General features: G+C 70.1%; 9 protein-coding genes and 1 pseudogene. 4 read left to right on the forward strand and 6 right to left on the reverse strand.

Annotated features, from left to right (window positions below):
* The first annotated feature begins 77 nt into the window (after window positions 1-77).
* Together ACT3UF_RS10815 and ACT3UF_RS10820 are read left to right on the forward strand one after the other, a co-directional pair.
* Window positions 78-1,364: an ISL3 family transposase gene (locus ACT3UF_RS10815; protein ID WP_444608325.1), complete on the forward strand. Its 1,287-nt coding sequence runs from the start codon at window positions 78-80 to the stop codon at window positions 1,362-1,364.
* A 46-nt stretch (window positions 1,365-1,410) separates the two neighbouring features.
* Window positions 1,411-1,728 (forward strand): annotated as a pseudogene (locus tag ACT3UF_RS10820) (serine hydroxymethyltransferase); the annotation flags it as partial.
* Between the two features lie 105 nt (window positions 1,729-1,833).
* Here the strand turns inward: ACT3UF_RS10820 and istB are convergent.
* The gene (gene istB / locus ACT3UF_RS10825) at window positions 1,834-2,616 is read right to left on the reverse strand and encodes an IS21-like element helper ATPase IstB (RefSeq protein ID WP_193119620.1); all 783 of its coding nucleotides are present in this window, start codon (window positions 2,614-2,616) and stop codon (window positions 1,834-1,836) included.
* The gene (gene istA / locus ACT3UF_RS10830) at window positions 2,613-4,190 is read right to left on the reverse strand and encodes an IS21 family transposase (protein ID WP_444607959.1); all 1,578 of its coding nucleotides are present in this window, start codon (window positions 4,188-4,190) and stop codon (window positions 2,613-2,615) included. Before istA ends, istB begins: the two co-directional genes overlap by 4 nt.
* Here istA and ACT3UF_RS10835 point away from each other — a divergent pair.
* Together ACT3UF_RS10835 and ACT3UF_RS10840 are read left to right on the forward strand one after the other, a co-directional pair.
* Complete coding sequence (locus ACT3UF_RS10835) at window positions 4,189-5,097, forward strand: hypothetical protein (RefSeq protein ID WP_444608414.1); 909 nt, start codon at window positions 4,189-4,191, stop codon at window positions 5,095-5,097. The genes istA and ACT3UF_RS10835 overlap by 2 nt on opposite strands.
* 25 nt (window positions 5,098-5,122) lie before the next feature.
* The gene (locus tag ACT3UF_RS10840) at window positions 5,123-6,388 is read left to right on the forward strand and encodes a condensation domain-containing protein (RefSeq protein WP_444608326.1); all 1,266 of its coding nucleotides are present in this window, start codon (window positions 5,123-5,125) and stop codon (window positions 6,386-6,388) included.
* Between the two features lie 18 nt (window positions 6,389-6,406).
* Here the strand turns inward: ACT3UF_RS10840 and ACT3UF_RS10845 are convergent, their stop codons facing one another.
* The 4 genes from ACT3UF_RS10845 to ACT3UF_RS10860 are packed head-to-tail and all read right to left on the reverse strand — an operon-like array spanning window position 6,407 to window position 14,249.
* A complete protein-coding gene (locus ACT3UF_RS10845; RefSeq protein WP_444608327.1) occupies window positions 6,407-7,693 on the reverse strand; it encodes an ISL3 family transposase in 1,287 nt (428 codons plus the stop codon).
* 43 nt (window positions 7,694-7,736) lie between these two features.
* The gene (locus tag ACT3UF_RS10850; RefSeq protein ID WP_444608328.1) at window positions 7,737-8,228 is read right to left on the reverse strand and encodes a hypothetical protein; all 492 of its coding nucleotides are present in this window, start codon (window positions 8,226-8,228) and stop codon (window positions 7,737-7,739) included.
* Window positions 8,218-11,505 (reverse strand): UvrD-helicase domain-containing protein, encoded by a 3,288-nt coding sequence (locus ACT3UF_RS10855; protein ID WP_444502749.1) that lies wholly within the window; start codon window positions 11,503-11,505, stop codon window positions 8,218-8,220. Before ACT3UF_RS10855 ends, ACT3UF_RS10850 begins: the two co-directional genes overlap by 11 nt.
* Window positions 11,502-14,249 carry a PD-(D/E)XK nuclease family protein gene (locus tag ACT3UF_RS10860; RefSeq protein ID WP_441443810.1) on the reverse strand — a complete coding sequence of 916 codons (2,748 nt, stop codon included), beginning with the start codon at window positions 14,247-14,249 and terminating at the stop codon, window positions 11,502-11,504. The genes ACT3UF_RS10855 and ACT3UF_RS10860 overlap by 4 nt, the downstream gene beginning before the upstream one ends.
* Window positions 14,250-14,263 lie beyond the last annotated feature (14 nt).

The raw sequence follows: 14,263 nt of genomic DNA on the forward strand, positions 1-14,263 counted from the left end.
CGTAGGCGCAGAACGGCTCGTGGCCCTGCTGTGATGGGTGTTGTCAAGACATCCACATTCCAGAGGACCACGAGCCTGTGCACGAGAATACTGGTTCGCAGCGGGATGCTGCGAGCACGATCTTCAACCTGCCCAACTACCGCGTCATCGACGCCATCGACCTGCCCGACGGAGGTCGTCGAGTGGTGATCGCCTCGACCGTCCCGCCGGGCTGTCCGTCCTGCGGGGTGCTCGCGACGAAGGTCCATTCCCGCCGGTCACAGCAGGTCCGGGACGTTCCCGTCGCTGGCGCGGCGGTGGTGGTGTGGGCCAAGCGGCGCTGGTTCTGCCTGGAGCCGGCTTGTGCCCGGGGCACGTTCGCCGAGGCCACCGAGCAGATCCCTCGTTACGCACGCTCGACGACCCGACTGCGGGAAGAGGTCGTCTCGGCCGTGATCACCTCGGGCCGAGCAGCCTCCGAGGTGGCCCGGGCCCACGGCGTCTCGTGGTGGCTGGTCCAGTCCGCCCTCAGCGCCGCCGCTGTGGTCCTGCCTGACGTCGACGACGTGCGGGTAAGGCGTCTGGGGGTCGATGAGCACCGCTACCGGTCAGTGCGCTGGTTCCGCACCGACGAGGGCGCTTGGAGACGGTTCGAGCCGTGGATGACGACACTGGTCGACCTGGCCACCGGGCAGGTCCTCGGCATCGTCGACGGCAGGGACTCCAGGGCCGTCGGGGACTGGCTGGCCCAGCGTTCCGAGCTGTGGCGGGAGCGGATCGAGATCGTCGCGATCGATCCGTCGGCCGCGTTCCGCAAGGCGCTGCGGACCTACCTGCCTCGGGCCGCGGTCTCGGTCGACAAGTTCCACCTGGTCAAGCTCGGAAACGACATGGTCACCACCGTCCGGCAGCGCCTGGCCCGCACCCATCGCGGGCGGCGGGGTCGCAAGGACGACCCGGCCTGGGCCCACCGGATGCTGCTGCTGCGCGGCGGCGACACCCTGACCCCGAGGGCGTGGGAGCGGTTGGAGACGGTGTTCCGCACCGATGACCCCACTGACGAGCTCTCGGCCGCCTGGGGCATCAAGGAGCAGCTCCGCCGCCTGCTGGCCACCGACACTCTCGCCCAGGCCTGGGACGAACGGATGCGGATGGGCTACTTCGCCCAGATCGCGAACATGCCCGAGACGACGAAGCTCTACGACACCGTCGTGGCCTGGTGGGACGCGATCGAGGTCCTCATCGTCACCGGCGCAACCACCGCGAAGGTCGAAGCGGGCAACACCGGCATCAAGAACATCAAACGCACCGGCCGCGGATTCCGCAACCCGGAGAACTACCGGACCCGTATCCTGCTGACCAGCGCCGCGAGAACCGTAGCGTGAATACCCGCCACAGCAGGGTCATTCACCACGAACCGCGAAGAGCCCGATTGATCGGGCTCGGAAGCTGTTCTCGGCCGACCACGCAAATGTGCAGCCGCACTCTGGAGCTCAGGCGAACGCCGCTGCGTTCGGCGCCCTGATGAAACCTGGTGACACGGTGATGGGTTTGGCCCTTTCCCACGGCGGGCACCTCTCACACGGCACGACAATGAATGCTTCAGGAACCTTCTACAAAGCTGTCCGATATCACCTGGATTCCGATACCGGGCTGGTGAACTTGGAGACCGTGGCCCGTCTCGCGCGCCAGCATCGACCGCGAGTCATCGTTGCAGGGTGGACAGCCTATCCGAGGACGGTTGACTGGGCCGGTGTCAAGGGACATCGGGATCTCCCTGTGGGCGGACGTTTGATCTCCCTGTCCGCGGACAGTTCATCTCCCTGTCGGCGGTCAGTTGATCTCCCTGCGGGGTTAGGTCAAAGGGACGACACCGCGTCCGGCGGTGGCCTCGGCCAGTCGCATCGAGGTGCCCTCGGTGGTGAGGACGTGGGCGTGGTGGAGGAGCCGGTCGACGGTCGCGGTGGCGAGGGTCTTGGGCATGAAGGTGTCGAACCCGGCGGGGTGGAGGTTGCTGGTCACGGCCAGGCTCCGCCGTTCGTAGGTAGCGTCGACGAGGCGGTAGAACGCTTCGGCGGCGGCCTGCCCTGCCGGGAGCATGCCGATGTCGTCAACGACGATCAGGTCGGCGCGGGTGATCCGGGCGATGACCTTGTTGATCGACCCATCGACGCTGGCCCGTCCGATCGCGGTGGTCAGCGATTCCAGGGTGAACCAGGCAACGCGCATGTCGGCGTCGATCACCTGGTGGGCGATCGCCTCGACGAAGTGGGTCTTCCCGGTGCCGGAGGGCCCGCTGATGGCGAGGTTCTCAGCGCGGTGGATCCATTCCAGGGTCGCCAGCGCCGACTGGGTCGGGGCGGGGATGGAGGAGGCGGTCTCCTGCCAGGTCTGGAAGGTCTTCCCGGCTGGCAGGCCGGCGCTCTTGCGGCGCATCGCCTTGGTGGCCGCGTCCCGCCCCCGGACCTCTTCAGCCAGAAGGACGCGGAGGACCTCGGTGGGGTCCCATCGCTGCGCTTTCGCGGTGGCCAGCACGTCCGGGGCGGCAGCACGGAGGTAGGGCATGCGCATGCGCTTCAGGACCGTGGTCAGGTCCTCGGGCAGCGGCGGGGCAGTCATCGTCGTGGTGACGGTCATCGGGTGGTCTCCATGCTCGTGGTGGTGGTGAATCCGGCCCAGCTGGTGGTGCCGGGCTGGGCGGAGTGGGTCTCATCAGCGATGACCAGGTCTGCGACCGCGGCACCGCTTAAGTGGTGGTCGACGATGGTGGCCAGGTCACCCTCGGCGAAGCGTCCGGCGGTCGCGGCGATCCCGAGTCCGGCATCAACCTGATCGGTGCCGACCAGGGCGGCCAGCTCGAGCGCGGCGGTCATCTTCGCCCGGATCCGCACTGTCCCGGCGGCAGAGGCCTCGATCAGCCAGGCCCTCGCCCCATCTCCCAGGGCGAGGAAGTCCCGCTCGGCGCTGGTGCGGGCCCGGGGCCGCGGAACGCGGGGAGCGCCGGTCGGGTCCTGGGGATGGTCGGGATAGTGGGCCAGGTCGATCCGGGGAGTGCCCGGGGTGGAGAGGCGATGGCGGGCGACCTCGACCAGCCCGCGTCGGTCCCCGGCCCAGTCCGGGAGGGTGGGTAGGGCGTCGAGGTCGGCGATGATCACCAGCTCCATCCCCGCGGCGCGGACCCAGACCTCGGCCCCGACCAGGCCCGGCGGCGTGGAGTAGCGCACCGATCCGAACCGCACCGTCTGATCGGTGCCCACCGACCGGGTCTGGCCCAGCGCCATCGTGTGAGGAGCCGCCGGCAGCACGTGCAGGCGGGCACGTTCCTCGGCCAGGGCCTCGGCCGGGATCCGTGCGGACTCTCGATGCCTGCGGGCGTTGACCTTGTGGGTGAACGTCTCGCAGGCGGTCTCGAGCTCGGCGAACGAGGCGTAGTCGGCGCGGAGGTTCGCGTCGGTGGGCACCAGATCCGCCTTCGCGATCTTCACCGTCGCCTCGGTCCCGCCCTTGGACTCCGGATCGAAAGGGACGCAGGTATGGACCTGCATGCCGTAGTGCCGGCCGACCTCGACGATCTGCGGATGCCGCACCGGGACCCCGGCCACGTGATCGATGCTGACGGTCCTCGGGTTGTCGGTCAGGACATAGGTCGGGACCCCGCCCAGGCGGTGCAGCGTCGCATCCAGGCACGTGATCAGCGTGGGCAGGGTCTGGTCCCAGACCGGGATCACCACCCGGAACCTCGAGAAGGCCAGCCACGCGCAGAACAGCCACGTCCGCCGCGGCGTCCCGTCCGGGCCGGGCACCTTCGGACCCTCACCCCAGTCGAACTGCAGCCACAGCCCCGGCTCGGTGATCCACGGCCGGTAAGTGCGCCGGTGCCCGGCCCGCCACGCCGCCTTGGCTCGTGCGACCGCCCGCCGAGTAGTTCGCTCCGTCCCCGTGAACCCCTGCGCGACCAGCCGTTCATGGACCACGTCCGCGCGGACCTTGCCGCTACTGCGCTCGACCCACTCCTCGATCTTCGGCAAGAACCCATCCAGCATCCGCGGCCGCCGGCCCGGCCCCATCACCGGCGCCCCCGCATCCCGGGCAGCGACGTAACGCCGCACCGTCTTCGCATCCACCCCCGCCAGCCCCGCCGCCGAATGCGCGGACCCCGTGGCGTCGAACGCCTCCAGAATTTCCATGATCTCCCTGTCAGACTTCTTCATGCGTCCCTCCGGTGGGTACCTGCTCGTGGTGGTAGAAGACCTCGAGCAAACCCCGGAGGGACGCGCATTTCGGGACCGACACGGCCCGATCCCAGGACCACAGACAGGGAGATCAACTGTCCGTCAGCAGGGAAATCCGTGTCCGCCTACAGGGAGATTGGCATGTCCGCTAGCAGCCGGGTTCCGACATACCGCCGACGAGGTCGGCGCCTTTCTCGTCGCGGATATGGCACACCTTGCTGGCCTGATCGCAGCCGGTGTGTACCCCTCGCCGGTGCCGTATGCCGATGTCGTCACCAGCACGACCCACAAGACTCTCGGAGGTGCGCGCGGTGGGCTGGTCCTCTGCCGGGGCTCACTGGCCGACCGAATCGACGCGGCTGTTTTCCCCGGGCACCAAGGCGGAGCGCTCAATCAGAGCATCGCCGCCAAGGCTGCCACCTTCCATCTCGCCGGCCGACCTGGGTTTGTCGAGCGCCAACGGCGAACACTTCAAGGCGCGAAGATCATCGCCGAGCGGCTCTGTCAGCCCGACATCAGATCATCGGGGATCCAGGTGGTGACCGGTGGCACTGACTGTCATCTCGTGTTGCTTGATTTGTCCGAAGCAATAGAACAAGGCCAGTTCACCGACGGTGCAGACGCAGAACAGTATCTGGAGAGTATTGGCGTGACAGTCAATCGCAATACGGTTCCGAACGAGACGCGCACATCCCGTCGACCTTCTGGGCTTCGGCTGGCCACTTCGGCCCTTGCGACTCGCGGTTTCGACGACTCCGCCTTCGCCGAGGTCGCCGAGATCCTGGCCGACGCCCTAACCCGAGCGGAGAACGGTCCCAGCCTCGCGAGCCGCGTCTCCGCACTGGCCAACCGGTATCCGCTCTATGCCACAACCAGCCTGCCCTGAGCACCCATACACTTCAAGGAGATCCATGTCGTCCAACGTTGATCGAGCTGTCCCGTTAGGGTCATCGTCTGAGGCCGACGCGCGTCCGTCGGACATCATCGCGGACTTGATTGCCGCGCGGCTCGGCTGCGATGTCAGAGCTCTCAGCGACGATGCCGAGCCGTTGAAGCTCGGCCTCGACTCGCTCGGGATGATGTCCGTCATCAACCAGGCACGCCGACTGGGAGTATCGGCCACCTTTGAGCAGCTCGCGGAGCGCCCGACTTTCGGCGCCTGGCGGCAGTTGCTCGATGCCCCGCGCGCCGAGCCCGAGGCTGTGGACCCGGCACCACCGGTGAGTCCTGGCGAGCCGTTCGACCTGGCGCTCATGCAGCATGCATATTGGGCCGGACGAGACGCGGACATGGAGTTCGGAGGTGTGGCAACGCATCTGTACAACGAGTTCGATGGCCCCTGCATCGATACGGACCGACTCGACAGAGCCGTGCGGCTGCTCTTAGAACGCCATGGGATGCTCCGAGTCGCGATCGGCGACGACGGGCGGCAGCGTATTCTCCCGCAGCCGGCGTGGCCGGGCCTCACCATTCATGATCTGCGTGACCTCGATGACGCGGAGCAGGCTGCCGCGTTGGAACGTGTTCGTCACGAGGCCTCACATCGACAACTCGATATCGCGTCCGGACAAGTATTCGATGTCGCGGTGTCGCTGGTGAGTGAGAGCAGAACGCGATTGCACGTCAATCTCGACATGATTGCCGCCGATGCAGCCAGCTTCAGGGTCCTCATGGCCGATCTCGCTACCTACTATCACGACCCGGACTCCGTACTGCCGAGCCTGACGTACAGCTTCCCTCAGTATCTTGCCGACCGCCGTCAGGCGGAACAGTCCGAGACTCACACGCGGGAGTATGCCGAGGCTCGCGACTGGTGGCAGGCACGGTTGCCCACACTGCCTGGTGCTCCTGACCTGCCGCGTCTGAGGCAGACACCCGGGCGGACGCCGACGCGCGTGCAGCGGCTGCACCACTGGTTGAACCCGGTTGAACGCGAACGGTTGGAACATATCGCGCGAAAGCATGGCGTGACGCCGGCAATGGCATTGGCGACCGCCTTTGTCGAGGCCATTGGCGGGTGGGCCACCGATCCGCAGTTCCTGCTCAACCTGCCCCTTTTCGACCGTGCAGATTTACACGCCCAGGTGCCACAGTTGGTCGGAGATTTCAGCAGCTCAGTGCTGTTGGCCGCAGATGTCACGGACCGTATGCGGCTCTTCGCGGTTCGTGGTGAATGACCCTGCTGTGGCGGGTATTCACGCTACGGTTCTCGCGGCGCTGGTCAGCAGGATACGGGTCCGGTAGTTCTCCGCGTTGCGGAATCCGCGGCCGGTGCGTTTGATGTTCTTGATGCCGGTGTTGCCCGCTTCGACCTTCGCGGTGGTTGCGCCGGTGACGATGAGGACCTCGATCGCGTCCCACCAGGCCACGACGGTGTCGTAGAGCTTCGTCGTCTCGGGCATGTTCGCGATCTGGACGAAGTAGCCCATCCGCATCCGTTCGTCCCAGGCCTGGGCGAGAGTGTCGGTGGCCAGCAGGCGGCGGAGCTGCTCCTTGATGCCCCAGGCGGCCGAGAGCTCGTCAGTGGGGTCATCGGTGCGGAACACCGTCTCCAACCGCTCCCACGCCCTCGGGGTCAGGGTGTCGCCGCCGCGCAGCAGCAGCATCCGGTGGGCCCAGGCCGGGTCGTCCTTGCGACCCCGACGACCGCGATGGGTGCGGGCCAGGCGCTGCCTGACGGTGGTGACCATGTCGTTCCCGAGCTTGACCAGGTGGAACTTGTCGACCGAGACCGCGGCCCGAGGCAGGTAGGTCCGCAGCGCCTTGCGGAACGCGGCCGACGGATCGATCGCGACGATCTCGATCCGCTCCCGCCACAGCTCGGAACGCTGGGCCAGCCAGTCCCCGACGGCCCTGGAGTCCCGGCCGTCGACGATGCCGAGGACCTGCCCGGTGGCCAGGTCGACCAGCGTCGTCATCCACGGCTCGAACCGTCTCCAAGCGCCCTCGTCGGTGCGGAACCAGCGCACTGACCGGTAGCGGTGCTCATCGACCCCCAGACGCCTGACCCGCACGTCGTCGACGTCAGGCAGGACCACAGCGGCGGCGCTGAGGGCGGACTGGACCAGCCACCACGAGACGCCGTGGGCCCGGGCCACCTCGGAGGCTGCACGGCCCGAGGTGATCACGGCAGAGACGACCTCTTCCCGCAGTCGGGTCGTCGAGCGTGCGTAACGAGGGATCTGCTCGGTGGCCTCGGCGAACGTGCCCCGGGCACAAGCCGGCTCCAGACAGAACCAGCGCCGCTTGGCCCACACCACCACCGCCGCGCCAGCGACGGGAACGTCCCGGACCTGCTGTGACCGGCGGGAATGGACCTTCGTCGCCAGCACCCCGCAGGACGGACAGCCCGGCGGGACGGTCGAGGCGATCACCACCCGCCGGCCCCCGTCGGGCAGGTCGACGGCATCGATGACGCGGTAATTGGGCAAGTTGAAGATCGTGCTCGCAGCATCACGCTGCGAACCAGTACTCTCGTGCACAGGCTCGTGGTCCTCTGGAATGTGGATGTCTTGACAACACCCATCACAGCAGGACCACGAGCCGTTCTGCGCCTACGACGCGACGCTCCCCATCACCACGAACCGGGAAGAGCCGGTAATTCCCCTCGGTGATCACCAGCGGCACCTGCGCGGGCACCTCGATCGCGCCAGCCAGCGGCTGCTCGAGATCCCGTTCGAACATCGGCGCCCACACCGGTTCGTCCTGCGGCATCGCCGCCCGCAGCCGCTGCAGCAGCGCCACATAGCCGCTGGCGTCGAAGGTGTCCGGGGCCCCTTTCCGCTCGGCACGACCCAGCCGCGCGAGCGCGACATCTGCCAGATGGAATCCATCCATCGGCACCACCACACAGGACCCCGCCGGCAGCTGCTCGGCCAGCAGTGCGGTGAGGGAGGACTTCCCGGCCCCGGGCGCGCCCGCGATCCCGAGCAGTCGCCGCCCGCCGCTGCGCAGCGCCTCATCCAGCAGCGCACGCGCGGCGTCGACCGCCTGCTCGGCGCTCAGCTCAGCGGGCATGTGCAGCCAGCTCGATCTCGAGCACCTCGCCCCGCAGCGGCAGGTGCATGAGGATCCGATCCGGTACCCGACCCGCCGCGGCCAGCGCCTGTGAATAGGTCGCCATCTGGCCCAGGTACTCCTCGCGCACCTTCGTGACCGGGTCATCTCCCGGATAGGACTTGTGATCCACCAGCACGATCTCCCCCGAGGGCAGGCGCAGCAGGGTGTCGATCCAGCCCTCCATCACCTGGTCGTCCTCGTTCCACCAGCTGATCGGCTGCTCGGTGAGCTCCTCCGCTCCCGGGAAGAGGGCATCGATGTGGTCCAGCCAGGCCTGCCCCGCGCCGATCAGCGCCTCGGCACCGAGCGTGCGCTCCACGCTCCACCGCTGCACCAGCCGTGCTGCGGCACGCTCCCGCTGCTCCGCGTCGAGGGAGCGCAGGGGCAGGGCGAGGTAGCCGTGCACGGCCTCGCCCACCCGCTCCCAGCCCTGACCGCCCGCAGGGACCAACCGCGGCCCGATCCGCACCGGCTCGCGCACCTCTCCCAGCTTCTCACGGGATTCGACCCCGGAGGCCTGGAAGCGTGCCGAGACGCCCCCGGCAGCGACGGGCCGCTGCGGGGACAGGTCGGTCGCCGCCAGCGGGCTGCGCCCCGAATGATAGGAGGGCGAGTCCTCGTCCGTCTCCGTCGCCGTCCCCCGGATCACGGCGGGCAGCGTCACCGGCCCTACCCGGAGCTCCTCGGCGCCCACCTCCCAGCTGAGCAGCGGCTCCTCTCGCGCCTCCGGCAGCAGCGCGTCCAGCACTGGGGCGGAGCCATGGCCGCTGAGCACGGTGACGTCCCGCGCCCGGGTGAGCGCCACGTACTGCAGCCGCCCGGCCTCGTCCCGATCCGTCGCGGCGCTGCGCAGCGCATGCGCGGAACCGGCGAGCCGCTCCTGCAGGGGTGCGAAGCGGGGGAGCACCTTCGGCCAGTAGCGCAGGGAGCGGCCGGCCAGAGGCTGCATCACGTCCAGCTCCTCCGCCGGGACCACGAACACCCCGCTGGTGGCGGCGTGTTCCTTGGCGTCCTGCTGCATCACCACCACTCGGGGCCACTCCAGGCCCTTCGCGCCGTGGATCGTGCCCACCCAGACGGTGCCCGGGGTGCCGGCCAGATCGGGCCCGCGGTCGCTGTCGTCGAGCGCGGCCCGCAGCCCGGTCAGCGTGATCGGGGCGGAGGCCGAGCGAGCCTGATCCGCGTACTCCTTGGCGACCTTGCGCGCAGCGTCCAGGGTGCGCAGGCGCTGGTCCGGGGTGGACCAGGAGCGGATCAGCTCGGGCAGATCGAGGGCGTCGGCCAGCGCCGTGATCATCTCGATGGGGGTGAGTGAGATGCACTCCTCGCGCAGGCTCCGCAGCCCGCCGAGCACATCGGCCTGCCACCACTCACGGAACACCTGGGCTCGAGCGTCATCATCGGGCGCGGCGGTGAGCTCGGAGAACCACCGACCATGCGCAGGATGCCCCGTCAGCAGATCCACCAGCTCGGTGAGGGCCAGGGTGTCGCTGCCGTCGAGGGTCACCGCGAGCGCGGCGCGCAGGATCCGACCCTCCCGGGAGACGAGGAGTGGCACACCCTCGCCGGAGGCGGGGATGCCACGGGCGGTGAGCGCCCCGACCACCTCCGCGGCCTGGGCGTTCGAGCGCACCAGCACGGCCACATCCTCGGGCCCCACCCCGTCATCGCCCAGCAGCGCGAGCACCCCGTCGGCCACTCCGCGGGCGTGCTTGGCCTGCGAGGGCCGACCGCTGTACTGCGGGGTCCAGGCCTCGAGCCTTCCCTCCGGGTGACCGCGCCGGGCTCGCGTCTGCGCGGCGGCGGGCGCCGCGGTGAGCACCACCTGCTCCCGCGGGAGCTTCGGGAAGATCTGGGGGAACACCTGGTTGACCAGCTCGAGCACCGGATCCTGGGAGCGCCAGGAGTGCTTGAGATCATCGACCGTGCCCTCGCCGAGCGTGGAGGAGCCGGCGCGGATCTCCCTGAGCACGCCGAGCATGAGGTCCGGGTCCGCATCGCGGAAGCTGTAGATCGCCTGCTTGGGGTCGCCCACCCAGATCAGGTCCTCGATGAGCTCACCGAGCGCCAGGAACAGGGCGAGCTGGATGGGGGAGGTGTCCTGGAACTCGTCGACCGCGAGCAGCCGGAACCGGGAACGGACGGCGGTCCGGGCCCGCTCGCTGCGGCGCAGCACCTCCAGCGCGAGGACCTCCTGGTCGACGAAGTCCATCAGCCCCAGCTCGTCCTTGTACCGCGCGTAGGCGTCCAGAGAGGTCGCGGCGGTGGACATGACCAGGGTGATCAGCGAGCGGACGTCGGCCAGCAGCTGCGGATTCGAGGGCAGCTCGGCCTCGATCTGCAGCGCGAGGCCCGCCAGAGCGGTGTCGGTGTCCTTGCCGTAGACGTACCCCTTCTCGCCGCCGACGGCTTTGGACGCGGTGACTGCGGCGAGCTTCGCCCACTGCGACCAGGGCGCCCGGTCGCGGCGCTCCAGGGTGCGGCGCAGTGACTCCAGGGCGTCGATCCCCTTGCGCACCGAGTTCAGCGACCCCTTGGCGATCGGTGGCTTCCCGGCACCGGGCGCGGGATCCTCCGAGGCGGCGAGATCGTCCTTCAGCCCGCGGATCGCGGTGTCCAGGCCGCTGAGCCAGGCGGCGCGACGGTCGGCGCCCTCCTCGAGCCTTTGCCCCTGGAACCCGGCTGCCTCGCGGTACTCCTGCCAGGCGGCGTCTGCCGCACCGCGCAGCTGCTGGGCGTCGATGCCGTTGGTGCGGGCCTTCTCCGCGAGGGTGCGCACATGAGCCCGCCAGGACGGCGAGCTGCCAAAGGTGAAGGCCGGGTCCTCCTCACCGTCGTGCTCGGTCCGGGCCAGCAGATCGCTCGCGAGGGAGCCGGCCTCGGCCGCGGCCTCGTCGATCGCGGCGGAGAACGCGGCCCTCTGGCGCACGTCGTCGAGCTCCTGCACGTCGGGCGAGATCCCGAGATCCAGGGCGAACTCGCGCACCAGGCGACCCGCCACCGAGTTGACGGTGCCGATCAGCGCGCTGCCGATGCCCTGGGCGTCATCGAAGCGGTGCTGCTCCAGCAGGGTGCGGTGCACGCGGTCGACCAGCTCGGATGCGGCCTTGCGGGTGAAGGTGGTCGCGATCAGCTGGGAGGGATGCAGGCCATCCCGGATGCGGCCCGCGATCTCGTGGGTGAGCCGGTGGGTCTTGCCGGAACCCGCCGAGGCGTTGATCAGGGTGAAGCTCATCGTCCGTCTCCGATCAGCCCGCACAGCTGGGCGTAGTCTCCGATGCCGCAGTGGTCCTCGACCAGCACCCGCCCGCGCCCTCGGGCCGCCTCACGGGCCTTCCCGATCGCAGTGCGGCGCTTGGCATAGGGGGCGTCGGTGTCCAGGCCTGCTCCGTCGAGCAGGCTCCGACAGCCGAGCCGCACCTGCCCCGTGGCGATCTCGTCGAGCGCCTCGGAGGCGCTCGCGAGCATCCGCTCCCAGGCGTCACCGACATCCATCGGAGCACGACGGTGCGGATCCAGGGCCCGGTCCGCGGCGACGAACTCCCCGCTGCGCAGCAGGAAGTAGCCGACCTCCGCCGACTCCCCAGCACCCACGCCCTCCTGGGCGAGAGACCAGGCGTAGGTGGCGAGCTGGATCGCGTCACCGCTGTCGTACAGATCGGCGTAGCGCCGCAGGCTGCTGGTCCATTTGAGATCTAGGATCAGGGGGTTCCCGACGGCGTCGAGGGCGTCGACGTCCCGCGAGCCGGCGATCACCACCGGATGCGGCCCAGTCTTCAGCGGCAGCTCGAGCGGCAGCTCGAAGCGGGTCTCGGTACCGGTGATCTGCAGCCCCGCGGCGGCGGTGCGCCCGAACAGCTCGGCGAGGGAACGGCGGGCCCGGCCGCGGATCTCGGCGCGCTCGGCGGAGCGCCCGGGCAGGTCCAGCTCGGAGGCGAGCTGCGGGACGAGCTGGTCGAACACCTCCTCGATGCGCTCACCCGACGGGGGCGTCAGCGAGCGGCCACGCTCCTGGACGAGGGTCTCCACCACCGCATGGACCAGGGTGCCGATCATCCGTGGGCCGGTGGGCAGGGCCGCGACGGAGGCCGGGCGGATCTTCAGCGCATACTCGAGCACCCAGCGGTGCGGGCAGGCGATGAGCGTGTCGAGCTGGCTGTAGGAGACGCGGCTAGGCAGCAGGTGGGTGAGGTCCCCGGCCGAGCGCTCTGCGGAGGTGTCGGGGGAGGGATGCTCCTCGGCGGGGACCTGCACCTCGAGGCTGCGGCCCGTAAGCGACCAGCGGTCCCCGCTGACCAGCGACTCCGGGGTGAGCCGGTCACCCTCGGTGCGCCCGGCGTCGGTCTCGAGGCGCGCGAGCAGGCTGCTGGGCCGCCCGGCCTCCTCGAGCCGCCGCCCCGGCAGCACCGCGACCACAGTGCCCGCCCCGGCCATTCCCGCGGACCCGGCCTCGACCCGCAGGGCGGCGAGGGCCTCGGGCGCGAGCAGATGAGCCCCGGCAGCGGTCAGCGCGGCGGCCTCCCCCTGATCCCAGACCACCGGCGGCGTGACCTCGTCCGCCTCCGGTCCCCACCACAGCACGGTGCCGCCGGTGGCGGGCAGCTGGGCGGGGCGGGTGGTCACGGTCCATTCCGCGACCTCGCGGCGGGCGAGGCTCGAACCGCCTCCGCCACCGCAGGCATCGATGACCTGCTGCAGGGTGCGGCGGCTGAGCGTGGTGGAGGGGTCGAGCATCCCGAGCACCTGGCGCAGCGTCTGCACCTGGGTGAGGCTCGCCCGCAGATCGCTGTCGCGGTGGCCAACGGCACGCAGCCTGTCCGCGAGCCAGCCCAGGCGGGTGGACAGCGCTTCGGGGCGCAGGGCCTCGGCCGGGAGCGGGTCGCTCACCAGGCGGTCGATCTCGCGGGCGGAGACCATCACCTTCGCCGCATCCTCGCGCTCCTCGAGCCGGGCGAGGGCCGCCCGCCAGGCCGGACCGCCCACTCCGGGCTCGCTCGCCAGTGCGCGCAGCAGGGCCCGGCGCACCGGGGCCGGCACCAGCCCGATCGGATCTCCCTCGGGCTCGAGCGCGGGCAGTACCCGCAGATCCAGCAGCGCGGCGAGCTGATGGACGTCCACCGGGGCGATCGCGACGTCGAGGTACAGCCCCAGCACCTGGTGAGAGGCACGGTCGGTCGAGCTCTCCACGGCGCCGACGGCGGGCAGGCCCCGGCGGTGCAGGGCGGCGTCGAGCACGGCGGTGTCCGTGGTGGCCAGCAGGTGCAGCCCCTCCCGCGGCCCGGCGGAGAGGTAGCGGGCGGCGACATCCGCCGCGGTCCACTCATCGCGGCACTGGACCACGACCACCTCGGGCCGCCCACCCGCTCGGGCTTCCGCCCGGGTGACCCCGACCCCGGCCCTGCCCAGCAGCTCGAGCAGCCGCGGCCACAGGCCGGGCAGGGCTGCAGGGTCCTCCTGCGCCACCAGCTGCTGGATCCCCAGCGGCCAGCCGACGGCCCCGAGCTCGAGCTCGGCCACCATCTCGGCGAGGTCGTCGGCCGCGCCCGGGGCGAGCGTGGCGGGATTCCCCGCGGCGTCGGTCGTGCCGACCATCCCCACCACCGCACGGCGCTCGATCGTGGCCAGTGCCGCGAGCCGCGGCGGCAGGATGGTGCCCTTCGGATCCGGACTCCAGCCGGCCTCCACCGCGGCGTCGCGCCAGCGCAGCAGCTGCCGGGCGGTGCTCCACGGGTCCAGGGCGAAGGAGCGAGCAGGCCAGAACTGCGCCTTGTCGGTGGGCGACTCGATACATTGCTCGATGAGCCGCAGGTACTGCGCGATCCGCACCGCCTGATCGACGGCGGGCCGGGTCAGCCCGAGCCTGGTCTGCAGAAGCCCGAGCAGCCCGCGCGGCCCGATCCTCACCTGCCCGGTCATCCCGCCGGAGGCGGCGTCGGCCCAGGAGGCGCCGTCGAGGGACCAGCCGAACTCGATCCGCATGCAGATGCTCCTCC

The sequence above is a fragment of the Brachybacterium sp. AOP24-D1-21 genome (genome assembly GCF_052378665.1).
Classification (GTDB): Bacteria; Actinomycetota; Actinomycetes; order Actinomycetales; family Dermabacteraceae; genus Brachybacterium.

Excerpts from the sequence above, each read along its gene's own strand:
- istB (WP_193119620.1), bottom strand. The coding sequence starts at position 2,616 with ATGACCGTCACCACGACGATGACTGCCCCGCCGCTGCCCGAGGACCTG.
- ACT3UF_RS10835 (WP_444608414.1), top strand. The coding sequence starts at position 4,189 with ATGCGTCCCTCCGGTGGGTACCTGCTCGTGGTGGTAGAAGACCTCGAG.
- istA (WP_444607959.1), bottom strand. The coding sequence starts at position 4,190 with ATGAAGAAGTCTGACAGGGAGATCATGGAAATTCTGGAGGCGTTCGAC.
- ACT3UF_RS10840 (WP_444608326.1), top strand. The coding sequence starts at position 5,123 with ATGTCGTCCAACGTTGATCGAGCTGTCCCGTTAGGGTCATCGTCTGAG.
- ACT3UF_RS10850 (WP_444608328.1), bottom strand. The coding sequence starts at position 8,228 with ATGCCCGCTGAGCTGAGCGCCGAGCAGGCGGTCGACGCCGCGCGTGCG.
- ACT3UF_RS10855 (WP_444502749.1), bottom strand. The coding sequence starts at position 11,505 with ATGAGCTTCACCCTGATCAACGCCTCGGCGGGTTCCGGCAAGACCCAC.
- ACT3UF_RS10860 (WP_441443810.1), bottom strand. The coding sequence starts at position 14,249 with ATGCGGATCGAGTTCGGCTGGTCCCTCGACGGCGCCTCCTGGGCCGAC.